Genomic DNA, 22,797 nt, shown 5'->3' on the forward strand with positions numbered 1-22,797 from the left:
TCACGACCACCTGTACCCACCACGCCAGCAGCGCCTTCACCGACAGACCTTGAGAACAGGAAATCATGAGCGACACGAAGGAATGGACGTTCCCGGCCTCGTTCGGGCAGGAGCGGATCTGGCTGTCCGGCCAGCTCGACCCGGCGTCCCCGGTGTACAACCTGCATTGCCAGGCCCGGCTTGACCGCCCGCTGAGCGCGGCGCAGTGGCGCACCGCGCTCGGCGTCATCGTCGGACGGCACGAGGCGCTGCGCACGTCGTTCCGCATGGACGGCGGCGCGCTCCTGCAGGTGGTGCACGCCGAGGTGCCGATCGAGCCCGAGGTGCACGACCTGCGGGACCTGCCCGCCGACGCCCGTGACGACCGGCTCGCCGAACTCGTCGGCGCCCTTTTGCGCGGTGCCATCCCGCTCGACTCGCCGCCGCCGTGGCGGGCCCAGGTGTGCCGCACGGCCGACGACGAGTGGGTGCTCACGTTCGTCGTGCACCACACCGTGTTCGACGCGGGCTCGGTGCTGGTGTTGAGGTCCGAGCTGAGCGAGGCGTGCGACGCCGCGTTCGAAGGCCGCGAGCCCAGGCTGCCCGAGCTGGCCATCCAGTACCCGGACTACTCGGCCTGGCAGCGCGGGCAGCTCGAAACGTCGGGCGAACAGCTGGACTACTGGCGGAAGCAGCTCGCCGGGCTGCCGCCGGTGCACGGCCTGCCCACCGACCGGCCGCGGCCGTCGAAGCTGACGTTCGCCGGTGACCAGGTGGACTTCGCCCTCCCGGACGGACTGATCGACCGGGTCGGCGAGCTGAGCCGCGAGCTCTCGGCGTCGCCGTTCATGGTGTTGCTGGCCGGTTACGCGGCGCTCCTTTCGCGACTGTCCCGAGCGGACGACATCGTCGTCGGTGTCCCGGTCGCCGGCCGCGACCTGCCCGAGCTGGCCGATTTGATCGGCATGTTCGTCAACCAGATGGCCGTGCGCGTCGACTGCTCGGGTGCGCCCGCGTTCACCGAGCTGGTCGGCCGGGTGCGGACCACGCTGCTGGAGGCGATCGACCACAGCCAGGTCCCGTTCCAGGCGGTCGCCGAGGCGGCCGGGATCGAGCGCGACCCCGGCGTGCAGACGCTGTACCAGCTCGGGTTCAACTTCCTGCCCGAATCGGGCCTGGAGCCGGTCCGCTCGGCCACCGCGAAGGACGACATCGCGATCGACCTGACCGCGGTGGACGGCAGGCTCGTCTACCGCACGGACCTGTTCGACCGCGAGACCGCCGAAGCCGTTGCCGAGCGGTACCTGCGGCTGCTTTCCGCGGCACTGGCCGATCCGGCTCGGTCCGTCGCGGACCTGCCGCTGCTGTCGGACGCCGAGCGTGAACTGGTCCTGACCGGGTGGAACCCGACCGAAGCGTCCACATCGGACACTGTGACGGTGCATGCCAGGTTCGAGGCGCAGGTCCGGCGGACCCCGGACGCGCCCGCCGTCGACTTCGGCGGAATTCACCTGACGTACGCCGAGCTGAACGCGCGAGCCAACCGCGTCGCACACCGGCTGCGTGAGCTGGGCGCCGGTCCCGGCGTCGTCGTCGGCGTATGCGTGCCGAACTCGGCGGACCTGCTGGCAGGCGTGCTCGGGGTGCTGAAGAGCGGCGCGGCCTACGTCCCGCTCGACCCGGCCAACCCGGCCCCGCGGCAGGCGCTGATTCTCGCCGACGCGCGCGTCCCGTTCGCGCTGGTCACCGGGAAGTCCACTTTGGACACCAAAACACTGGCCCTCGACGACCCGGCCGAGTGGTCCGCCGCGGCCACCGAGGACCCGGAACCGGCGGCCGGCCCGGGCGACGTCGCCTATGTGATCTACACGTCGGGCTCGACCGGGCGGCCCAAGGGCGTCGAAGTCGAACACCGGGCCGTCGAGACGTATCTGGCCTGGGCGCGCGAGGCGTACCCCGGGCTGGCCGGACGGGCGTTGCTGCACACGTCGCCGTCGTTCGACCTCACGGTGACGACGCTGCTGGGCACCCTCACCGCCGGAGGCGCGGTGGTCGACGGCGGCCGCCCGACGTTCGTCAAGGCGACCCCTACGCATCTCGCCGTCCTCGCCGAGGAACTGTTCCCGACGGGTGAGCTGGTGCTCGGCGGCGAAGCGCTGACCGCCGAGGCCGTTCAGCCTTGGCGGGAGCGGCACCCCGGCACGCTCGTCGTCAACGAGTACGGCCCGACCGAGGCGACGGTCGGCTGCGTCGCGCACCGGATCGAACCCGGGGCCGAGCTGCCGTCCGGACCCGTCCCGATCGGCCGTCCGGTGCCCGGCACCCGTGTGTACGTCCTCGACGAGCGGCGGCGGCCGGTGCCGCCGGGTGTCCCGGGCGAGCTGTACATCGCCGGGCACCAGCTTGCCCGCGGCTACCTCGGGCTGCCGGAGCTGACCGCCGGGAGTTTCACCCAAGGTCCGCACGGCCGGATGTATGCCACCGGCGACCTCGCCCGCTGGCGCCGCGACGGCACGCTCGACTACCTCGGCCGCGTCGACGAGCAGGTGAAACTGCGCGGCTACCGCATCGAGCCCGGTGAAGTCGAAGCGGCGCTGCGCGAGCTGCCGGAGGTGCGGGACGCGGCCGTGGCGGTCCGCGGCGACACGCTCGTCGGCTATGTCGTCGGCAGCACCGAGGGTGCGGCCGAGGCCCTGCGGAAGACGTTGCCGGACTATCTGGTGCCGACCCGGTTCGTGCCGCTCAACGCGCTGCCGATGGCGGCCAGCGGCAAGCTCGACCGGGCCGCGCTGCCGGATCCCGAACCCGGCGAGGCGACCGCGTATGTCGCACCCCGGACCGCGGCCGAAGAACTCGTCGCCGAGGTGCTCGGCGAGCTGCTCGGCGTCGACGACCTCGGCGCGCACGACGACTTCTTCGACCGTGGCGGCAACTCCCTGCTGGCGATCCGCGCGATGGCCCGGCTCCGCAAACAGCTCGAAGTCGACATCCCGGTGCGAGGGCTGTTCTCTCTCACCACCGTCGCCGAGCTCGCCGCCGAGGTCGAGCGGCGGCTCGCCGAGGACCTCGACCAGCTCAGCGACGAAGAGGTCCAGCGCCAGCTGGCCGAAGGCGAGCTCTCATGACCACGATCGACGAAACCGGCAGCGCGGCCGCGCGCCGCGCCCTCCTCGAACGACGGCTGCGACGGCGCACGGAGCAGGCCGCGACCATCACGCCGCGCCCCGCCGACGCCGCCGTCCCGCTGTCGTATCAGCAGGAACGCGTCTGGTTCATGGAGCAGTTCGCGCCGGGCACCGGGTCGTACCACATTCCGGTGCCGATCCGGCTGACCGGCAGGCTCGACGTCGCCGCCCTTCAGTCCGCATTGGACACCCTGCCGGCGCGGCACGAAGCGCTGCGGATGCGGTTCCCGGCGGGGGACGATGGGCAGCCGACCGTCCACATCGAACCCTCGGTCACGGTCGGTCTGTCCCTTGTGGACGCCGGAAGCGAGGAAGCGGCCCGTGCCGCCGTCGACGCCGCCGCGGCCGAGACGTTCGACCTGGCCACGGGTCCGCTGCTGCGGGCGACCCTGGCCCGGGTCGCCGCCGAGGAACACCTGCTGGTCCTGTGCACGCACCACATCGTGGGCGACGGCTGGTCGGTCGACCTGCTGCTGCGTGACCTCGCCGCGCAGTACCACGCCCTGAGCACCGGCGGCACGGCCGAGCTGCCCGCGCTGAGCATCGGCTACGGCGACTTCGCGCACTGGCAGCGCCGCACGCTCACCGGTGGCGAACTCGACCGGCAGCTGGAGCACTGGAAGGCGCAGCTCACCGGGGTCGAGCCCCTGGAGCTGCCCACTGACCGGCCTCGGCCGGCCAAACAGAGCTTCGACGGCGCGATCCACGAGTTCTTCGTCGAGCGCGACCTCGCCCGTGCCCTCGGCGAGCTGAGCCGCGAGCACGGAGTCACGCTCTTCATGACCCTGCTGGCCGCCTACCAAGTGTTGCTGGCGCGGTACTCCGGCCAGGAGGACTTCGCGATCGGCTCGTCGTCGGCCGGGCGCGGCCTGCCCGAACTGGAGGGCGTGGCAGGCATGTTCATCAACATGCTGCCCTTGCGTGCTCAGCTGGCGGGCGACCCGACGTTCGCCGAACTGCTCGACCGCACCCGGCGGCACGTGCTGGACGCGTTCGAGCACGCCGACGTCCCGTTCGAGCGGCTGGTGAACGCGCTCGGCGTACCCCGTGACGTCAGCCGCTCGCCGGTGTTCCAGGCGATGTTCGTGTTGCAGAACTACGAAATGGGCCGGATGGGCGCGGCAGGCGAGTCCGCTGTGGACTTCCGCTGGCTGCCGATGGACCTGCCCGCGACCCGGTTCGACTTCGAGTTCCACGCGATCGAGGTCGAAAGCGGGCTGATCGGCAAGTTCGTGCACAACACCGCGCTGTTCACCGCGGACACGGTCGCCGGGATGGCCGGGCGGCTGGTCACGCTGCTGCGCTCGATCGTCGCCGGCCCGGACCGGCGACTGTCCGAACTGGACATCCTCGACACCGGGCAGCGCGAACTCGTCCTGGACCGCTGGAACGCCACGACCACCGAATTCCCGCAGACCACGCTGCACGCGCTCGTCGAGGAACAGGCCGCCCGGACGCCGGACGCGCCTGCGGTGACCTTCCGCGGCGCGTCGCTGACCTATCGCGAGCTGGACGAGCGGGCCAACCGGCTCGCACAGCGGCTCCGTGGCCTCGGCGTCGGACCTGGTGTGCTCACCGGGGTGTTCGCACAGCGGTCGTTCGAGCTGGTCGTCGCGCTCCTCGGCGTGCTGAAAGCCGGTGGCGCGTACGTTCCGCTCGACCCGGAGTACCCGGCCGACCGGCTGGCGTTCATGCTGCGGGACGCGGCCGCGCCCGTCGTGCTGACGCAGGCGGCGTTGCGCGAAACGCTGGGTTTCCAGTGTGACGCGACTGTTGTCGTCCTGGAAGACCTCCCCGAGACAGCAGGGCAACCGGCCACCCCGCCCGAGCCGCTCGCCGGACCGGACGACCCGGCGTACGTCATTTACACCTCGGGATCCACGGGGCAGCCGAAAGGCGTGCCCAACGGTCACCGCGGCATCGTCAACCGGCTCGACTGGATGCAGCGCGCGTACCGCCTCGACGGCACCGATTCGGTGCTGCAGAAGACCCCGGCCGGCTTCGACGTGTCGGTCTGGGAGTTCTTCTGGCCGCTGATCACCGGCGCCCGGCTCGTGCTCGCCGAACCCGGCGGCCACAAGGACGCCGCGTACCTGCGTGAGCTGCTCGCGTCCGAAGGCATCACCACCGCACACTTCGTGCCTTCGATGCTCACGCTTTTCCTGGCCGAGCAAGGCGTCGAGACCTGTACGGCGTTGCGGCGGGTGGTGTGCAGCGGTGAGGAGCTGCCGCTCGACGCCGCCCGCGAGTTCGTCCGGCGGCTGCCGGACTGCGAGCTGCACAACCTCTACGGCCCGACCGAAGCCGCCATCGACGTCACCGCTTGGCACTGCACGCCCGCCGCGCTCGCCGAGGTCGCGTCGGTGCCGATCGGGGCGCCGATCCAGAACATCCGGATCTACGTACTCGACCGGGCCGGGCGCCCATGTCCGGTCGGTGTGCCCGGTGAACTGCACATCGCCGGCGTCGGCCTCGCCCTTGGCTACCACAACCGTCCCGAATTGACGGCCGAGCGGTTCGTCCCCGACCCGTTCCACAGTGGACGGATGTACCGCACCGGTGACCTCGCGCATTGGCGCCCGGACGGGACGATCGCGTTCCTCGGCCGGATCGACCATCAGGTCAAGCTGCGCGGCCTGCGCATCGAGCTGGGGGAGATCGAGACGACCTTGCGTGCCCAGCCGGGTGTGCGCGACGCCGCCGTGATCGTCCGCGAGGACACGCCGGGGGACAAGCGGCTGGTCGGGTACGTCGTCGGTGACGCCGAGCCCGGCGCGCTGCGGACGGCGCTCAAGCAGAGCCTCCCGGACTACATGGTCCCGCCGTCGTTCGTCGCGCTCGACGAGCTGCCGCTCACCCCGAACGGCAAGCTCGACCGCAAGGCGCTGCCCGCTCCGGTCGCCTCCCGGGACGCGACCAAGGAACTGGTCGCGCCGTCGACCCCGGCCGAGATCCTGCTGGCCGGGATCTGGCGGGACGTGCTCAAAGTGGACGAGCTGGGCGTCGACGACGACTTCTTCGACCTCGGCGGCCACTCGATGCTGGCCACGCAGGTGGTGGCGCGGATCGGCAAGGCGGACGCCGGCCAGGTCGGCGTCATGGACCTGTTCCAGCACCGCACGATCCGCGAGCTGGCGTCCTTTATGGAGGGTGACGCCACCGACCGGCCGCGCCATCTGCTGTACGAGCTGACCAAGCCGACGTCGCGGCGGACGCTGACCTACGTCTGCTTCCCTTACGGCGGCGGCAGCGCGATCGTCTACCAGCCGCTGGCCGACGCGCTCCCGGAGGGCTACTCGCTCTACTCGGTCGCCATCCCCGGTCACGACGTCGGACTGACCGAAGAGGCCCTGCCCTTCGACGACCTGGTCGAGCGGCTGGCCGACGAGATCCTCGACCGCGTCGACGGCCCGCTGGCCATCTATGGTCACTGCGGGGTCGGCAACGCCCTCGCCGTCGGCGTCGCCCGGCTGCTCGAAGAACGCGGCCGCGAGCTGGAGGTCGTCTACATCGGCGCGATCTTCCCGTTCGCGCGGATGAAAGGCGCGGTGGGCACGCTGCGCACCCGGCTGGAGAAGCTGCGCAGCAACCGGTACTACTCGAACTGGCTCAAGGGCATGGGCGTCGACACCGACGACCTCGACCCGGCGCAGGCCGATCGGATCATCACGAACATGCGTGCCGACAGCCGCGCCGCCGAGGAGTACTTCAGCGGCCTGCTCGACGCCCGCGTGGCCAAGCTGCGCGCGCCGATCGTGTCGGTGGTCGGCTCCGAGGACCCGGTCACCGACTACTACACCGAGCGGTACCGGGAATGGGAGTTCCTCACCGACACCACCGCGCTCGTGGTGCTCGACCGGGCGGGGCACTTCTTCCTGCGCTATCGGGCCGACGAACTCGCGGAGATCGTCACGCGGGTGCATCCGGCGCTGGACGATCCCGGCGAACTCGACGTCCGTACCCGCGGCGAAGACGCGGCCTGGGCGGTGCACGAGACCCATCGGGCAGAAGTGGACACCGAACCCGCGGTGCGGCCGAGCATGGCCCGGTTCGTCACGATCACGATCGGGCAGCTGGTGTCCTCGACCGGCTCGGCGCTGACGTCGTTCGCGGTGCCGATCTGGCTCTACACCCGCACGGGCTCGGTCGCCGACCTCGGCCTGCTGTGGGCGCTCGCGCTGCTGTTCGGCGTGCTCGTCCTGCCGGTGGCGGGCGCACTGGTCGACCGCGGCGACCGGCGGCGGATCATGATCGCGGCCAGCGGTGCCGCCGGTGGGATCCAGCTGATCCTGGCGTTGCTGCTGATCACCGGGCACGTCCAGCTGTGGCTGTTCTACGTGCTGATCCCGCTCGGATCGGTGGCCGCTTCGTTCCAGCGCATCGCTTACCAGTCGTCGGTGGCGCAGCTGGTGCCGAAGCAGTACCTCGGGCACGCGATGGGGCTCGCGCAGTTGTCCACCGGTTTCGCCCAGTTGCTGATGCCGGTGCTCGCGGCCGGGCTACTGGCGACGATCCAGCTGTCCGGCATCCTGATCCTGGACATGGTGAGCTACGCGTTCGCGATCGTGGGCCTGCTGCTGGTGCGGTTCCCGGACATGCTGGGCTGGCGCCCGCGCGAACCGCTGCTGACCGCGATCGCGGGCGGGCTGCGGTACTCGTGGAACCACCGCGGTTTCCGCACGATGCTGCTGTACTTCGCGCTGGCGAACGTCTTCCTCGCACCCGCGCTGGTGCTGGTCTCACCGCTCGTGCTGTCGTTCGGCTCGGTCACCGATGTCGCGCAGGTGGCACTGGCCGAGGCCGTCGGCGCGGTCGCGGGCGGCATCGGGATGGCGCTGTGGGGTGGCCCGCGGCACCGCCGGATGGTCGGCGTGCTCGTCGGCAACATCGGGATCGCGCTGGGCAGCCTGGTGATGGGCCTGCGGCCGTCGCTGATCGTCGTCGCGGCCGGGGTGTTCCTTCTGGCCGCCGCGATGTCCGTGTCGCAGGGCATCTACGCGACGCTGGTGCAGGTCAAGGTGCCGCAGCGGTTCCACGGCCGGGTGTTCGCGATCAACCAGACGATCACCTGGTCGACGCTGCCGATCGGGTTCGCCGTGCTGGCGCCGCTGGCCGTCGGCTGGTTCTCGCCACTGCTGGCGCCGGGCGGCGCGCTGACCGGGTCGGTCGGCACCGTGCTCGGCACCGGTGAGACCCGGGGTATCGGGCTCGCCTATGTCGTCTTCGCGCTGATCCTGCTGCTGATCAACATCGGCGGGTTCTCGCTGCGGATGCTGCGCCGGTTCGACACCGAGGTGCCCGATTCGCTGCCCGACGACCTGGTCGGGGCGCAGGAACGGGAGCGCAAGCTCGCGGGGAAGGAAGCCGCATGAGTACGGCAGTGCTGATCAGGGAGGCTCGCGGGCATTGGGTCGGCGAGGTCGCGCCGTCGATGCGGGCGGCCGGGCACCGCGTGGTGCTGCTCGCCCCGCCGATGGACGCGGCCGAGCGGGCCGCACTGGCCGGTGTGGTGGACGACGTCGTCGCGCTCGACGACGTCCACGATCCGGAAGCCGTCGCGGCGAAGGTCCGGGAGATCGCAGGCGACGCGTTGGCCGGCGTCTTCACCGGCTCGGACGGTGCCATCGCGAGCACCGCCCGCGCCGCCGAGCTGCTCGGGGTGGCGCGCTGCCCGGCATCGGTGTTCACCTTGTGCGCGAACAAGTTCGCCGTCCGGGAGGCCCTCGCCGAGGCTGGGCTGCCCGGACCCGCCTACGCCCTGATCTCGTCGGCCGCCGAGGCGGCATCGGTCGCTTCGGCGGCCGGGCTCCCGGCGATCGTCAAACCGGTCAACGGGGCGGGCAGCAACCTCGTCCGCACCGTGTCCACTGTGGATGAACTGGCGGCCGCGTACGAGCTGCTGGCCGCGCGACTGCCCGAGTCCGCGGATCCGCGCTACCACCGTCCACTGGGGACACTGGACCCGTCGAAGACGTTCCTCGTCGAAGGATTCCTGTCCGGTCCGGAGTACGCGGTGGACGTGCTGATCCGCGATGGCGTGGCCGAGCCGGTCGAGATCCTCGACAAGCCGCTGATCGACGAGCGGAAGTTCGAGCTGGCGCTGTCGTGCCCGCCCGCCGGGCTCACCGCCGACCGGGCCGAGCTGGTCACCGCGGCCGCGGTCGCCGCCGTCCACGCGCTGGGGCTCGACAACACCTGCGCCCACGTCGAGCTGATCGACGACGTCGACCGCGGCCCGACGATCGTCGAGGTCAACGCGGGCAGGCCCGCCGGGTCGATCATGCCACTGCTGGCGAAGCTGCGCACCGGCATCGACGTGTTCGCCGAGCTGGCGGCGCTCGCGGTGGGTGCTCCGCCGCCGGTGCGGGAACCCGCGAAACTGCCGATCCCGCTGGGGATGCTGATCCTCTACGCGGCCGGTTCGGGCCGGTTGAGGAGCATCGGCGGGCTCGACGAGATCGCCGAGCTGCCCGAGGTGATCGACGTCGTCACCACCGTCTCGCCGGGACAGGTGCTCACCGACGAACAGGAGATCTACGCGGTCAACCTCGTCGTGGCCGGGTTCGCCGATCACGACGACCTCGCCGCCCTGCACGCCGAAGCGAGCAAGCTCGTCCGGCTGGAACTGGAGGACGTGTGAACACCGCGTTCGTGGTCCGGGAGACCGCGGGACAGTGGATCGCCGACGTCGTGGCCGCCGTGCACGCGACCGGGCTGCGGGCCGAGCTGGTCACCCAGCCTTTGGAACCAGCCGAGCAGGCACAGTTGACGGAATCGGTGGACGGCTTCGTTTTCGTCGACGACGTCCGTGACGCCGAAGCCGTCGCCGAGGCCATCCGAGCGCGGGACGCCCGTCCGGCCGGGGTGGTGACCGCCGCCGAGGGGATCATCGCGAGTGTTGCCCGGACGGCCGAGCTGCTCGGCGTCGCGCGCTGTCCGGCGTCGGTGTTCACCTTGACACACAACAAGTTCGCGGTCCGGCAGACACTGGCCGCGGCCGGATTGCCGGGGCCGCGCTGTGCCCTGATCTCGTCGGCTGCCGAGGCGGAGGCGGTCGTCTCGGCGGTCGGGCTCCCGGCGATCGTCAAGCCGGTGAACGGCGCGGCGAGCAACCTCGTGCGCACGGTGTCCACTGTGGACGAGCTGGCGACGGCGTACCGGCTGCTGGCCGAGCGGTTGCCGCTGTCGGAGGACGCCCGGTACCACCGGCTGGTCGGCGGCGGGCCGGCGCCGATCGACCCGCTTCGCGTCTTCCTGGTGGAAGGGCTGTTGTGCGGCCCCGAGTACGCGGTCGACGTCCTGGTGCGCGACGGCGTCGCCGAGCCGGTGGCCGTGGTGGAGAAGCCGCTGATCGACGAGCGTAAATTCGAGCTGGGTATGGTCTGCCCGCCACTCGAACTGTCCGAAAAGGACACCGAGCGGCTGTTCGCGCCGGCGACGGCCGCCGCGCTCGCGCTGGGCCTGGACGACACCTGCGCGCACGTGGAGCTGATCGATGACGCCGAGCTGGGCCCGACGATCGTCGAGGTCAACGCGGGCCGCCCGGCCGGTGGAGCCCAGCCGGTGCTGCTGAAGCTCGCGACCGGCATCGATGTCATCGCCGAGGCCGTGTCGCTGGCACTGGGCACGCCACCTCCCGCGCGAGGCGCGGGCCTGCCGGTGCCGGTGGGCTATCTGATCTTCTACGCCGAGGGAACCGGACGGCTGGTCCGCGTCGACGGCACCGACGAGGTCGCCGACCTGCCCGAGGTCCTGGAGGTCGTCACGATCGTGCGCCCCGGTCAGCTGCTCACCGACGACCAGGAGATCTACGCGGTGAACGTGCTCGCCGCGGGATTCGCCGACACCGAAGACCTCGCCGCACTGCACGCCGAGGCCGCCAAGCTGATCCGATTCGAACTGGAGGAGTCATGACCGCCGAACTCGCGGCGCACCTCGGCAGTGCCGGCCACGTCGAGGGCAACGAACACACGAAGCTCACCGTGTACGCGGCCACCGGCCTGGACTGGGTGCGCGCGCATCGCGAAGTGCTGCAAGGCCGGCTGCGTGAGAACGGCGCGATCCTGCTGCGCGGGATGCCTGCCGACCTGACGCTGTTCAACCAGGTCACCGAGGAGATCGGCGGCTCGCTGCTGACCTACACGGAACGCTCGACACCACGGTCCGCGGTCTCGGGCAACATCTACACCTCGACGGAGTACCCGCCTGCCGAGTCGATCCCGATGCACAACGAGAACTCGTACTCGGCGCACTGGCCCGACCGCCTGTTCTTCCTGTGCGACACGGCGGCCGAAACCGGCGGCGCTACGCCGATCGCCGACAGCCGCGCGATGTACCGCCTGCTACCGGAAGACTTGCGTGAGCGGTTCGCGGGCGGCGTCACCTACGCACGGGCGTTCCGCGAAGGCCTCGGGCTGACCTGGCAGGAGGCGTTCCAGACCGAGGACCGCCAAGTGGTGGCGGATTACTGCACCAGCAACGGGCAGACCTACGAATGGACCGACGAAGGCCTGCGCACGCGGCACGTGCGTCCGTCCTTTGTGGAGGAACCGCGCACCGGCGCGATGGTGTGGTTCAACCAGGCCAACCTGTTCCACGTCTCGAGCCTGGGGGAGGAGGTAAGCGAGGCGCTGCTGGAGCTGTACCCCGAGGAAGACCTGCCCCGCAACGCGTACTTCGCCGACGGCTCGCCGATCCCGCGAGCGGACCTGGCCACGATCAAGGCGACCTATGACGAGGTCAGCTACGCGTTCCCGTGGCAGCCGGGCGACATCATGGTGATCAACAACATGTTGATGGCCCACGGGCGCGAGCCGTTCACGGGCAAGCGGCGGACCCTGGTCGCGATGACGTGACCCGGCTCGGGCTTCGCCCGGCTGGTGAACGCACGCTCTATTGTCCGAGTGACGCTTATTTGACGGGTAAGGCAAAAGTGGCGTTGTCGAGCTTCTGTCGCGTAGGCCTTTCGCTGGCGTCAGGGTGGCGAGAGGGAGCTTCGCGACGTGGGTCTGGACTGTTCGACGAGCCGATCGCGCGCGCTGGATGTCCACAAGAGACATTTCCTGGCATTCGAGTGTCCGGTTGATGACACTATGCCCGGTTCTGCGGAGGGTCGTGAGTGTCAATGAGGGTTAGAACGCTCATTGGCACTCACGACCCCTTGCGAAACCGCACAAAGTACTCAAATAAGACACTCGAACAGCGACGAGTGTCCTTTATGGACAGCGGAGATCGTGTCGAGCCCTTGGTGAGCCCGATCATGCGGGACAGTTTCAGTCAGTGCCATCAAGGTCACCGACGAGCGGACAAACCGCTGCATTTCACTACGGCACGCGGAGCCCTTGTGCCCGATCCCGAACCGCCCGTCGTTCGACGTCGATCGTCATACGCGGTGAACGCGGATCACGTACGGCTCCAGCTAGTGCAGAACCACACGTTCGATTTCTGGCAGACGCGGTAAGAGACGATCGGATTGGACGACGATCCCCGGACGACGTCGCTGCAGCCCTTGGCGCTGCCGTTCGCGTCATCCACGTGTCCCGCGGTGCCGTTGTGGAGCTTGAACTCGGTGCGGACGCCGATCCCGTCGCTGTAGGTGTCACAGGAGTAGGCGCGGGTGTGGTTGTTCGTGACGCCCCCATAGCCGCACTGCGAGGCCAACTGGGGGAGAACTCCACAATGGTTCACGGGCACTGACGCGTCGTGCGCGGACGCCACCGGTGCCGTGAGCACAGTGCCGCCGCAGGCCGCGGCCACCATGGCCGCTCCCGCGAATACCTTGCGGATCCGCACTGCTGTGCTCATTTTCGACTTCACTTTCTGCATCATCACTCCTTGGGCTGATCGTGGTCTCGTTATCCGGCCATGCGGCTACCGGGCCGTTTGGCGTGGCGGTGTTGGCGTTAGGTCGCCATCGGCGATCCCCAGATGGCCGGCTGGCCCGGTGTGCACCGGACGACCCCGCCTGTGACATATCGAGTCCAACTGTCACATTAGCAGCTTGGCAGGGGAGATCCACTTCGTCAAGGGTGAGATGTCCAGGCCTGTTGGCCGACCGGTTCTTCGGTGCGAAACGCGGTCAGCGGGGAGAAGGTGGTGTGCGCCGCCGCACTGGGCATCCGCCTGCGCGGCAATCCCGGCAGGGTCGGTATCGCCGCCGATCCAACGCCCCTTTGCCGAAAGAGACAGCGAACGCCGGCACCGAATCTTTACGTCGAGCTGTGGACAGAACCCCCGCGGACATGTTGGGTTGAGACGCGGCCGAACCTGGGTGGTCGGCTGTTTCTGCCCTGCGACGTCGAGGAGCGGCGCCCTGAGCCTGTCGGAGTACCTCCGGGAGAACTGGATCGACGTCGTGAACGACGCGATCCTGCACGTGGATCTCACGCTGGCGGCGATGGCATTGGCCGTGCTGGTCGGAATGACGATCGGTCTGCTCACCTACCGCCGCCGGTGGCTCGGTGCGATGGCGACCACGACGACGGCGGCGTTCCTGACCGTCCCGTCGATCGCGCTGCTGGGCATCCTGATCGGCCCGTTCGGGCTGGGGTTGACGAATGTCCTGTTCGCACTGGTGCTCTACGCGCTTCTGCCGATCACGCGCAACACCATCGTCGGGCTGCGTGGCGTCGATCCGGCCGTGGTGGACGCGGCGCGTGGTATGGGGTTCGGCCGCGCGAGGCTGCTGTTTCGTGTGCGCCTGCCGCTTGCGTGGCCGGTGATCCTTTCCGGCATCCGGGTTTCGACGCAGATCACGATCGGTATCGCGGCCATCGGCGCCTATGTCAAGGGCCCCGGCCTCGGCAACGAGATCTTCGACGGGCTCGGCCGGTTCGGCTCGGTCAACTCGCTGAACCAGGTGCTCACCGGAACGCTCGGGATCATGGTGCTGGCGCTGCTGTTCGACCTGGCCTTCGTGGTGGTCGGCAAGCTGACCACCCGCCGACGCCCCCGTGCCCGCCGAGCGGCGGCTTCGGCGACGTCCGGGGGAACGGCCGGAATGGGCGGCGAGACGATCGAGCTGCTGGACGTCAGCAAGCGCTACCCCGGGCGAGCGGTACCAGCGGTCGAAAACCTGACGATGCGCATCCCGGCGGGCGAAATCGTCGTGCTGACCGGTCCGTCGGGTTGCGGCAAGACGACGACCATGCGGATGATCAACCGGCTCGTCGAGCCCACCTCGGGCGTCGTCACGATCGGCGGCACCGACGTGTCGGCGCTCGACCTCGACGAACACCGGCGCAACACCGGCTACGTCATCCAGCAGGTCGGGCTCTTCCCACACCTGCGAGTGGACGCGAACATCGGCGTCGTGCCGCGGCTGCTCGGCTGGACCCGACGACGCGTCGCCGGCCGCGTGCGCGAGTTGCTCGACGTCGTCGGCTTGACCCGCGAGCACGGCATTCGGTACCCGCGTGAGCTTTCCGGTGGACAGCAGCAGCGCGCCGGGGTGGCGCGGGCGATGGCCGCGGACCCGCCGGTCATGCTGATGGACGAGCCGTTCGGCTCCACCGACCCGATCACGCGCGCCCGTCTGCAGGATGAATTGCTTCGCCTGCAACGGGAAGTACGCAAAACGATCGTGTTCGTCACGCACGATTTCGACGAGGCGCTGAAGGTCGGCGACCGGATCGCCGTGTTGCGGCCGCGGTCGGTCATCGCTCAATACGACACGCCCCAGGCGATCCTCGCCGCGCCGGCGGACGACTACGTCGCGAGTTTCGTCGGCTCGAAGCGGAATCTGAAGCGGCTCGCGCTGATCCGGGTGGGGGACCTGGACCTGCGATCAGCGGCCGGTCCGGACGGCCTGCCTCCGGTCCGGCCTGACGCCACCCTGCGCGACGTGCTGGACGTGATGGTGCGGACCGGCAGCACCGCGGTCATCGTCACCGAGGACAGCGCCGCCCAGGCGCTGGGGGTGTGCGATGTACCCAGCCTCGTCGCGGCGCTCAGGCTTACCGAAAAGAGGCCCGCGCCCGCGATCCCGGACGCGGAGGAGACCCCTGAGCAGGGTCCGGACCCCACAGAGCCCGCGCGGCCTCGCCGCCGGCTCGGGCTGCTGGTGCGCCCGGTCCTGCTGACCCTCGTCTTGCTGGTGCTCTTCCTGATCGTGCGTGCGCACCCGATCGACTCGATCGAACAGCGCTTTCTCAACGCCGGCGAGATCTTCACCGAACTGGGCGCGCACCTGCGGCTCACCCTGATCTCGACGGCGTGCACCATCGCCATCGCCCTTCCGCTCGGCATCCTGCTCACCCGCGCCGGCGCCCGCTGGGCCCGGCCCATCGGTCTGGGGCTGGGCAACCTCGGCCAGGCGATCCCGTCGATCGGGCTCGTCGTGCTGCTCGCGCTCTGGATGGGCACGGGTACCGCGACAGCGGTGACGGCACTCGTCGTCTACGCGACCTTGCCGGTGCTGCGCAACACGATCGTCGGGCTCGACGGCGTCGACCCGACCGTCGTCGACGCCGCGCGCGGCATGGGCATGGGCAAGACGGCCATCCTGTGGCGGATCGAACTGCCGCTGGCGGTCCCGGTGATTCTCGCCGGGATCCGGACCGCGCTGGTGCTCACCGTCGCGAGCGCGACGCTCGCGACGTTCGTCGACGGCGGTGGTCTCGGTGGCGGGCTGGTCGCCGGCATCGGGCTGTACCGCCCCATCCTGAGCCTGACTTTCGGCATCGTCGTCGCCGTGCTGGCGCTCTTCGTCGACTGGCTGGGGCTGGTCGCCGAGGAGATCCTGCACCCGCGCGGTATGTAGCTCGACCGACGTCAAGGAGGACCAACCATGCGGATGCTTCAGCGCACGACAGCCGCCGCGCTCGCGCTCGTCGCGGCAGCGGCGCTCGCGGCCGGCTGCACGATCGGCAAGGACGAGACCGGCGCCCAGGTGGGCGCGGGATCCATCAAGAAGATCGACGCGCTGAACGGTGCCCAGATCCGCGTCAGCTCCAAGGAATTCGACGAGCAGTTGCTGCTCGGCCAGATCGCCCTTGTCGCCCTGCAGGCGGCCGGGGCCAGCCCGCAGGACAAGACCAACATCACCGGCTCGAGCAACGTCCGCCAAGCGCTCACCAGCGGCGCGGTCGATCTGTACTGGGAATACACCGGCACCGCCTGGATCAGCTACCTCAACCAGACCAAGCCGATCAGCGATCCCCAGGCGCAGTACGACGCGGTCAAACAAGCCGACACCGCCAACGGCGTCACCTGGTGGGCGCGCTCACCGGCCAACGACACCTACGCTCTCGCCGGCAATCCGGCGACACTGGCCCGGACCGGCGTCAAGACGCTGTCCGACTACGCGGCCCTGGTGAAGCGGGACCCGGCCGCGGCTTCGACCTGTATGGGGCCGGAGTTCAAGAGCCGGGACGACGGTTTCCCCGGGCTGGCGAAGACCTACGGGTTCACCCTGCCCGACCCGCAGGTGCACCTGCTCAACGACGCCGTCGTCTACCCGAGCGTCGGCAAGGGAGACCCCTGCGGCTTCGGCTCGGTCGCCTCCACCGACGGGCGCGTTGCCGCGCAGAACCTCACCGTGCTGGAGGACGACAAGCACTTCTTCCCGATATACAACCCCGCGATCACGATCACCACTCCGCTCGCCCAGAAATATCCGCAGCTGGAGCAGGTTTTCACCCCGATCGCCGCGAAGCTCGACACCGCGACACTCACGGAGCTGAACAAAAAGGTCAGCGTCGACGGCCAGAAGTCCGCCACGGTCGCCCGCGACTGGCTCAAGTCGGCGGGCTTCATCAGCTGAATTCCCGCGGCGAGCCGATCACCCGGCGACGGAGGGCCGGGGTGGGACTAGCGTAGGGATCATGGCCGAGGTTCGTGTTGGTGTGGTGTTCCGTCCGCAGTTGCCGCCGGAGGAGCTGCGGGAGGCCGTCGTCGCGGCCGATGAGGCCGGTATCGACGAACTGTGGCTGTGGGAGGACTGCTTTCTCGAAGGTGGTCTCACCAGTGCCGCGGCCGCGCTGGCGTGGAGCGAGCGGCTCACCGTCGGGATCGGCCTGATGCCGGTGCCGCTGCGCAACCCGGCCGTCGCCGCCATGGAGATCGCGACGCTGGCGCGGATGTTCCCCGGCCGGTTCGTCCCGGCGGCCGGGCACGGGGTGCTCGACTGGATGGCGCAGGTCGGTGCCCGGGCCGCGTCGCCGATGACGTTGCTGCGCGAGCACGCCGACGCCGTCCGGCGGCTGCTGCACGGCGAGACCGTCAGCGTGACCGGGCGCTATGTGAACCTCGACGCGGTGGCGCTGGACTGGCCGCCGGTGCGGGTCCCGCCGCTCATCATCGGCGGGCGGGGGCCGAAGACCGTCGCGCTGGCGGGTGAGGTGGGTGACGGCGTGCTCCTGGACGCCTTGCTCGTCACCCCGGACTACGTCGCTTCGGAGGCGGCCCGTGTAGCCGAGGCCGCCCAGGCAGCGGGCAGGCCGGCGCCGCAGGTCATCGTCTTCGCGGAGATCGAACCGAACATTCCCGCCCTCGGCGACCGTGCCCGCGCTCTGATCGACGAACTGGCCGCCGCCGGCGCCACCTCCGTCATCCTGCAAGGCACGTCGCAGCATCCCGATCCGAGCCCGCTCATCGCCGCGCTGTCCCGCTGACAGCAGCCCGAAGCCAGGTGGCGTTGACGCGGACAAGACGATGTTCGCGTCAACGCCACCTGGCTTACGGGCTCGAGCGTGTCGGCGCCCTGGCCGGAGCCGATCAGTCGCGGTAGCAGCCCCAGGAGTACGGGTCGTTGTAGTTGGTGTACGCGGCGTAGGTATCGGTGCCCCAATAGAAATCGCAGGCGGCGTTCAGGTCGATACCGGATTGCCCGCCGTCGTGGTCGACGCAGACCCAGCCATAAACGTCCCAGCGAATGATCCCGGAGCGGGCGTGCCCGGTGAGCTGACACCAGTTGTCCAGCGGCAATCCACCTACGTAGGTCGAATCGACCGACGTACCGGCTCGGTCGGTGACCGCGCCCTTGTCGTCCGCGGCGAACGCGGCACTCCCGCTCAGCCCGATCCCGAGCACCACACCGGCGAGAATAATTGCCCGCTTCAGCGAATTAGGCATAGCTGATTACCTCAGTTCTCGAAAGCGACTTGTCGTTCAACGAACAACACTCAGTTTCGATGGTTTCCTGTTTCCGAAACAGTGGCTTTCACGTCAGGCCGAGTAAGATTTACGCCATGAGCGTCATGGGGGCCGCACGGGTGCAGGTGGTCGTGCCACTACTGGCCGATCTTCCGTTGTTCGAACTCGCGGTGCCATGCGAGGTGTTCGGCCATGATCGGTTGGATCTGACCTCTCGCTGGTACGAATTGGTCCTGTGTCAGGCGAGGCCAGGTCCGCAACGCGCGCAGGGAGGGCTGCTCATCGAGTCCTGCCGCGGGCTCGACGCCATCGAATCGGCGGACCTGGTCGTCGTACCGGCGACACCGGTCACTCCCTACGATCCATCGGCCGCGTTGGTGGACGCGCTTCGCGGAGCGCATCGCCGAGGCGCACGGATCGCGTCGGTGTGCTCCGGCGCTTTCGTGCTGGCCGCCGCGGGACTCCTGGACGAGCGCAAAGCCGCCACACACTGGATGCACGCCGACGATCTGCGGCGCGAGTACCCGCGGGTCACGGTCGACGAACGCGCGCTCTACATCGACGAAGGGGACGTCCTCACCAGCGCCGGTACCGCCGCGGGGATCGACATGTGCCTGCACATCGTCAGGCAGGACTTCGGTGCGGGCATCGCCACCGAGGTCGGCAGGCGCATGGTCATGGCTCCGCACCGGGAAGGCGATCAAACACAGTACATCCCGGCACCGGCGAAACCGCCGGAGAACGTCGACAGCCTCGCCGCCGTTCTGGATTGGGCCCTGTGCCACCTGCACCAACCGCTGACCATCGAACAACTCGCGCGACACGCGGCGATGAGCACCCGGACGTTCGGCAGGCATTTCACTCGCCAAGTCGGGCTTCCCCCGCTGAAATGGCTGAACCAGCAGCGCCTCACCGCGGCCCGTGAGCTACTGGAAACCACCACACTGTCCATCGACAGCATCGCCGCCCGCACCGGCTTCAACAACGGACATCTACTGCGGCAGCATTTCCACAGAAGCCTCGGTACGACCCCCGCCGCCTATCGCCGCACATTCGGCTCCCGATAGCGCGGAAATGCCTACTTCGGGATATCCGGCGCTCCGAAATGGGGGTCGCTCACCGTGTACGCGGCGAAAGGGGCCGATCGGTGCGACCCTGGAGGCATGACCGATCGACCGGGGCCACGAAGAGAACTGGAGCGGATTAGCGCGAGTGCTGGACCGGGCGCGGCACAATCCCGGATCGCTCTGGGCACCGGGCCGCTTCCCGATCGGCTGCGGGCCGCCATCCTCGCCTTGGCTTTCGCGAGGGGCGAGGGCAGCAGCACGTGTCCTTCGGATGCGGCCAGGGCGGTGGTGGACGAGTGGCGTCCGCTGTTGCCGCAGGCTCGGGACCTGGCACGCGAACTCGCGCGGTCCGGGGAGGTGCGACTGACCCAGGGTGACCGGTCGCTCGACCCGGATGGGGAGTGGGAGGGGCCGATCAGGATCCGCCTGTCGGGGCGCGCGGATGGCTGAGCCGGACCGCACGCCCGACGGGCGCTTCGTCGTGATCGACGGCCGGCGCTGGCGAGCGACCGATCCGGAGATCCCGGAAGAAGCGGCAGCGCGGTTGCGCGGTCTGCTGATGCGGGCTCGCCGGGACGTCGGCGCGGCCCGCCGTGCCCGGGATTCCGAAGCCGAGCGAGAGGCCCGGGCGCGGGTGCACACCGCCAAGGTCGCTTTGGGCGAGCGCGGTACCCCATGGTGGGAGCAGGATCACGCGGAGCGGCGGCAACGGTGGCAGCGGGGCCTGGACATCTTGAGCTGACCCCCTGCCGGAACCCGCAGGCCACCAGAGCCAGCATCGCTGTATCCCCTCGATGGGCGACAGCGTCTGACTCCTGCTACAGCGTTACTGGCCGGTTTTCTCTTCCAGCGTGCGGCGTCGAGCGGTCACCTCGTCGGGGTCGTCCCCGAGGACCAGCAGTTGCAAGGTGCTTTGCCTGATTGGGTTGTCCGTGTGGCCGGTGTCATGACCGGCCACGATGAGCAGGCCACCGGCGGCCAAAGCCGGGCGTATCTCGGCGAGCAGGTCGGTGAGTGCGCCGGCGACGGTGAGCTTCACGGACTCGGCGGGGCTGTCGAGAGCGTCGGGGCGGACGGACTGCATCGCCAGCAACGGGATCGACCCACTGGTGATCCGGAAGTTCAGGTCGAGCACGACCTGCTGGCCGTCCTGGGTTTGGGCGCAGTCAAGGCTGCACAGGCCGCGGTAGCCGACATCGGCGGCGCGCTGGGTGATCGCCAGGCATTCGGCGAGCAGTTCGGCGGGGGGAGTGGTGACCGCGCCGAACCTGCCGCCGGCATAGACCCCGGTCGCGTCGACGCGCTGTTCGGTCACAGCCAGCAGGCGAGCCCGCGCGTCCGCCCCCACGTAGAACTGCAAGCCCCAGTTGCGAAGGATCTGCAGATACTCCTCGACGACGAACTCGGTGAGCACATCGGTGAACGCCGGCAGAGTGATCTGCTCGTGGGCCCGGTGCAGATAGACATCAAGGCTGCCGCCGTGCGCGTCGTTGGTCGCGGCCTTGAGCACCCACGACTTCTCCGCCGGTGCCGCCTCCGGGAGTTGCGCGCGAGTCACGACGCTGCGGTGCGCCTGGAAACGTGGATCGACCAACGTGGTGATGCTGGCCTTGTTGTTCAAGTAACCGACGAGTTGCGCGCTTTTGAGCGCGCGTTCGTCCGGGCACAGCGTGGTCGGCTGCGGGTACTCCATCGACATCAGCAAGCCGTCGGACATCGCTTCGGTCACGCGGGCCGCGAATTCTCTTTCGCTTCGGAACTCGCGCAGGTCTGTGCCGACAGGCAGGCCGCTGTCACGCAGGTGCGCCAGTAAATCCCGGTCCGTGCCCCCGGCGCTGCAGATCACCGGCATGTCAGCCGCGACAGCGATCGGTCGCGCGGAGACGACGTCGCGGCTGTGGCGGTGCCTGTTCACCGGTTCGGTGGCGGCCAGTTCGGGCCGCGCGCAGACGGCGATGCCGGGACCATATACGTCGATGAGAGAACGAGGAGCGCTGACGGCGTACGGCAGAACGACTGGGACGCTGATGGAGAGTCTCCTGTGGAGTGAGTCGGACCGGCCAGAGCCGGCTGTGGCATGCGAGCAGAAGTGAGAAGAAACGACAGCGTTGGTCAATCGACAGCCGCGAGCACCAGCAGCAGGGAGCTTGCCCCGACCGGCACCGTCCAACAGCGTCACACCTACTGCCTGATCACCATGGTACGTCTTGACCCGGTGTAGTGGGCAGGAGCGCGGGCTCGATCTGGTCGAGCCGGGGATGGGGGAGATGATCCACCGCTCCCGGTTCGTCTCCGAGTATCGCACCGAGTTCGGTGTGTAGCGGTGGTGTCAGGTTCTGGCCTGCCTCGGCAGGGCTTCCACGAGGGGCCGCAGGACGTGGGCAAGAAAGTGGCCCCGGTCCGCGCGAAGCGCGGACCGGGGCCATCGGGTCGGACGACGAGTGGCTCAGAACCAGTGGGCGCGGCCGCCCACCTTGCGTCCCGTGCTGCCGAGGATCGCGAGAACCACGCCCGCTACGGCGACGACGGCGCCGATGGTGGTCAGCACGGGAATGTCGACGATCAGGCCGATCACGAGAATGATGACTCCGAGCACGATCATGGTTACTCACTTTCTGGAGCGGTCGGTACGAATCCGCCGCCACGATGGGGACTGGTGCTCGTAGTGCCCCAGCCGGAGTCACGTCAAACATCGCCGCCCCGGTTTCGCTTCCATGTCGGGAAGTTTCGGATGCTCCGCCGGAACCGTGCGCCGCATCTCACGGTTTAGGGCGACCGTTCGCGGGTAAAGGCTCTGAGTCGTCGTGAACAGCCGTCGGAGGAAAAGCAGTGTTGTTTCGCAGGAAAGCAGTTGTGCCCGTCGGTGATGTCGAGCGGGCGATGGCCGTTTTGGTCGCTCGAGGTGTCAGCCGTGAGCGGGCCGGCGGCGAACTGAGGGAGATGGCACGCCGTCGGCACATCTCGCTGGCCCGCTGTGCTGCCTTGGTGGCGTCGACCGGCCGAGTACCGCGCTCGACGTGATTTCGCCCAAGAGAAGCGAATGCGCCGATTTCACGCCGAAACACCGCAGAACGGTGCCGAGGCGGTGAATCTGCAAGCCGAAGACCGGGGAGGCGTCGGCTGTTAGGGTCCGGGCCATGCGGATGTGGTGGGGCGGCCTGGTCATGAGCGCGGGTGTGCTGGTCGGCGCGTGCGCCGGGGGCGGGTCGGGGAAGGGCCAGGTGGTGCCCCCGACGATCCCGCAGGCCCCGAAGACGGTGGCGACCGGCCCCCTGAAGACGCCGACGTCGTTACCGCCGAAAACGCCGGTGACCACTACGACCCAGCTGACGCCGGAGCCGACACGGGCCACGACTCATCGCTCCACGACAACCGCGAAACGCCCGACGACCCCGCGCCGCACCGCCACCCGGAGACGCTGACGGCCTTGGCCACTATCCGCCGTTCAGGCTTGACAGTCCACATCGGACCCG

At 69.3% G+C, this 22,797-nt stretch carries 16 protein-coding genes; 12 read left to right on the forward strand and 4 right to left on the reverse strand.

The genetic code is table 11. The features are described 5' to 3' along the window. The first annotated feature begins 65 nt into the window (after nt 1-65). Genes ACZ54P_RS13120 through ACZ54P_RS13140 form a run of 5 tightly spaced genes read left to right on the forward strand, consistent with a single transcriptional unit; the run spans nt 66 to nt 12,019 of the window. Complete coding sequence (locus ACZ54P_RS13120; RefSeq protein WP_465461733.1) at nt 66-3,104, forward strand: non-ribosomal peptide synthetase; 3,039 nt, start codon at nt 66-68, stop codon at nt 3,102-3,104. Next, entirely contained in the window at nt 3,101-8,536 is a 5,436-nt protein-coding gene (locus ACZ54P_RS13125) for a non-ribosomal peptide synthetase/MFS transporter (RefSeq protein WP_465461734.1), read from the forward strand. Before ACZ54P_RS13120 ends, ACZ54P_RS13125 begins: the two co-directional genes overlap by 4 nt. Then, nucleotides 8,533-9,804, forward strand: a complete 1,272-nt coding sequence (locus ACZ54P_RS13130) for an ATP-grasp domain-containing protein (RefSeq protein WP_465461735.1) — start codon at nt 8,533-8,535, stop codon at nt 9,802-9,804. The genes ACZ54P_RS13125 and ACZ54P_RS13130 overlap by 4 nt, the downstream gene beginning before the upstream one ends. Then, complete coding sequence (locus ACZ54P_RS13135; protein ID WP_465461736.1) at nt 9,801-11,078, forward strand: ATP-grasp domain-containing protein; 1,278 nt, start codon at nt 9,801-9,803, stop codon at nt 11,076-11,078. Before ACZ54P_RS13130 ends, ACZ54P_RS13135 begins: the two co-directional genes overlap by 4 nt. Then, nucleotides 11,075-12,019: a TauD/TfdA family dioxygenase gene (locus tag ACZ54P_RS13140; protein WP_465461737.1), complete on the forward strand. Its 945-nt coding sequence runs from the start codon at nt 11,075-11,077 to the stop codon at nt 12,017-12,019. Before ACZ54P_RS13135 ends, ACZ54P_RS13140 begins: the two co-directional genes overlap by 4 nt. Before the next feature lie 547 nt (nt 12,020-12,566). On the opposite strand, the gene ACZ54P_RS13145 is transcribed toward ACZ54P_RS13140, so the two are convergent. Then, entirely contained in the window at nt 12,567-12,968 is a 402-nt protein-coding gene (locus ACZ54P_RS13145) for a hypothetical protein (RefSeq protein ID WP_465461738.1), read from the reverse strand. 550 nt (nt 12,969-13,518) lie between these two features. Here ACZ54P_RS13145 and ACZ54P_RS13150 point away from each other — a divergent pair. The 3 genes from ACZ54P_RS13150 to ACZ54P_RS13160 all read left to right on the forward strand — a co-directional run bounded on the left by ACZ54P_RS13150 (nt 13,519) and on the right by ACZ54P_RS13160 (nt 17,776). After that, nucleotides 13,519-15,924 (forward strand): ABC transporter permease subunit, encoded by a 2,406-nt coding sequence (locus ACZ54P_RS13150; protein ID WP_465461739.1) that lies wholly within the window; start codon nt 13,519-13,521, stop codon nt 15,922-15,924. Between the two features lie 27 nt (nt 15,925-15,951). Next, complete coding sequence (locus tag ACZ54P_RS13155; RefSeq protein WP_465461740.1) at nt 15,952-16,926, forward strand: glycine betaine ABC transporter substrate-binding protein; 975 nt, start codon at nt 15,952-15,954, stop codon at nt 16,924-16,926. Nucleotides 16,927-16,987: 61 nt separating this feature from the next. After that, complete coding sequence (locus tag ACZ54P_RS13160; protein ID WP_465461741.1) at nt 16,988-17,776, forward strand: LLM class flavin-dependent oxidoreductase; 789 nt, start codon at nt 16,988-16,990, stop codon at nt 17,774-17,776. Nucleotides 17,777-17,879: 103 nt separating this feature from the next. On the opposite strand, the gene ACZ54P_RS13165 is transcribed toward ACZ54P_RS13160, so the two are convergent. After that, the gene (locus ACZ54P_RS13165; RefSeq protein WP_465461742.1) at nt 17,880-18,236 is read right to left on the reverse strand and encodes a hypothetical protein; all 357 of its coding nucleotides are present in this window, start codon (nt 18,234-18,236) and stop codon (nt 17,880-17,882) included. A gap of 116 nt (nt 18,237-18,352) precedes the next feature. Between ACZ54P_RS13165 and ACZ54P_RS13170 the strand changes: the two genes are divergently transcribed. From ACZ54P_RS13170 to ACZ54P_RS13180, 3 genes are all read left to right on the forward strand, one after another. Beyond that, nucleotides 18,353-19,324, forward strand: a complete 972-nt coding sequence (locus ACZ54P_RS13170) for a GlxA family transcriptional regulator (RefSeq protein ID WP_465461743.1) — start codon at nt 18,353-18,355, stop codon at nt 19,322-19,324. A gap of 96 nt (nt 19,325-19,420) precedes the next feature. After that, the gene (locus tag ACZ54P_RS13175; protein WP_465461744.1) at nt 19,421-19,774 is read left to right on the forward strand and encodes a DUF3253 domain-containing protein; all 354 of its coding nucleotides are present in this window, start codon (nt 19,421-19,423) and stop codon (nt 19,772-19,774) included. Beyond that, nucleotides 19,767-20,066, forward strand: coding sequence for a hypothetical protein (locus tag ACZ54P_RS13180; RefSeq protein WP_465461745.1), 300 nt, complete (start codon nt 19,767-19,769; stop codon nt 20,064-20,066). Before ACZ54P_RS13175 ends, ACZ54P_RS13180 begins: the two co-directional genes overlap by 8 nt. 84 nt (nt 20,067-20,150) lie before the next feature. Here ACZ54P_RS13180 and ACZ54P_RS13185 read toward each other — a convergent pair whose 3' ends face one another. Together ACZ54P_RS13185 and ACZ54P_RS13190 are read right to left on the reverse strand one after the other, a co-directional pair. Continuing rightward, the gene (locus ACZ54P_RS13185) at nt 20,151-21,503 is read right to left on the reverse strand and encodes a hypothetical protein (protein WP_465461746.1); all 1,353 of its coding nucleotides are present in this window, start codon (nt 21,501-21,503) and stop codon (nt 20,151-20,153) included. Nucleotides 21,504-21,770: 267 nt separating this feature from the next. Further along, nucleotides 21,771-21,926, reverse strand: a complete 156-nt coding sequence (locus tag ACZ54P_RS13190) for a hypothetical protein (protein ID WP_167386329.1) — start codon at nt 21,924-21,926, stop codon at nt 21,771-21,773. Nucleotides 21,927-22,461: 535 nt separating this feature from the next. On the opposite strand from ACZ54P_RS13190, the gene ACZ54P_RS13195 reads away from it, so the two are divergent. Continuing rightward, nucleotides 22,462-22,746: a hypothetical protein gene (locus ACZ54P_RS13195; protein ID WP_465461747.1), complete on the forward strand. Its 285-nt coding sequence runs from the start codon at nt 22,462-22,464 to the stop codon at nt 22,744-22,746. Nucleotides 22,747-22,797: the final 51 nt, after the last annotated feature.

This window comes from Amycolatopsis sp. NPDC034160, assembly GCF_055575355.1.

What these genes read in the sequence shown, in the direction of transcription:
- ACZ54P_RS13180 (WP_465461745.1), top strand. Translation starts at nt 19,767, where the DNA reads ATGGCTGAGCCGGACCGCACGCCCGACGGGCGCTTCGTCGTGATCGAC.
- ACZ54P_RS13195 (WP_465461747.1), top strand. Translation starts at nt 22,462, where the DNA reads ATGCGGATGTGGTGGGGCGGCCTGGTCATGAGCGCGGGTGTGCTGGTC.
- ACZ54P_RS13145 (WP_465461738.1), bottom strand. Translation starts at nt 12,968, where the DNA reads ATGAGCACAGCAGTGCGGATCCGCAAGGTATTCGCGGGAGCGGCCATG.
- ACZ54P_RS13170 (WP_465461743.1), top strand. Translation starts at nt 18,353, where the DNA reads ATGAGCGTCATGGGGGCCGCACGGGTGCAGGTGGTCGTGCCACTACTG.
- ACZ54P_RS13175 (WP_465461744.1), top strand. Translation starts at nt 19,421, where the DNA reads ATGACCGATCGACCGGGGCCACGAAGAGAACTGGAGCGGATTAGCGCG.
- ACZ54P_RS13160 (WP_465461741.1), top strand. Translation starts at nt 16,988, where the DNA reads ATGGCCGAGGTTCGTGTTGGTGTGGTGTTCCGTCCGCAGTTGCCGCCG.
- ACZ54P_RS13140 (WP_465461737.1), top strand. Translation starts at nt 11,075, where the DNA reads ATGACCGCCGAACTCGCGGCGCACCTCGGCAGTGCCGGCCACGTCGAG.
- ACZ54P_RS13125 (WP_465461734.1), top strand. Translation starts at nt 3,101, where the DNA reads ATGACCACGATCGACGAAACCGGCAGCGCGGCCGCGCGCCGCGCCCTC.
- ACZ54P_RS13155 (WP_465461740.1), top strand. Translation starts at nt 15,952, where the DNA reads ATGCGGATGCTTCAGCGCACGACAGCCGCCGCGCTCGCGCTCGTCGCG.
- ACZ54P_RS13165 (WP_465461742.1), bottom strand. Translation starts at nt 18,236, where the DNA reads ATGCCTAATTCGCTGAAGCGGGCAATTATTCTCGCCGGTGTGGTGCTC.
- ACZ54P_RS13130 (WP_465461735.1), top strand. Translation starts at nt 8,533, where the DNA reads ATGAGTACGGCAGTGCTGATCAGGGAGGCTCGCGGGCATTGGGTCGGC.
- ACZ54P_RS13120 (WP_465461733.1), top strand. Translation starts at nt 66, where the DNA reads ATGAGCGACACGAAGGAATGGACGTTCCCGGCCTCGTTCGGGCAGGAG.
- ACZ54P_RS13190 (WP_167386329.1), bottom strand. Translation starts at nt 21,926, where the DNA reads ATGATCGTGCTCGGAGTCATCATTCTCGTGATCGGCCTGATCGTCGAC.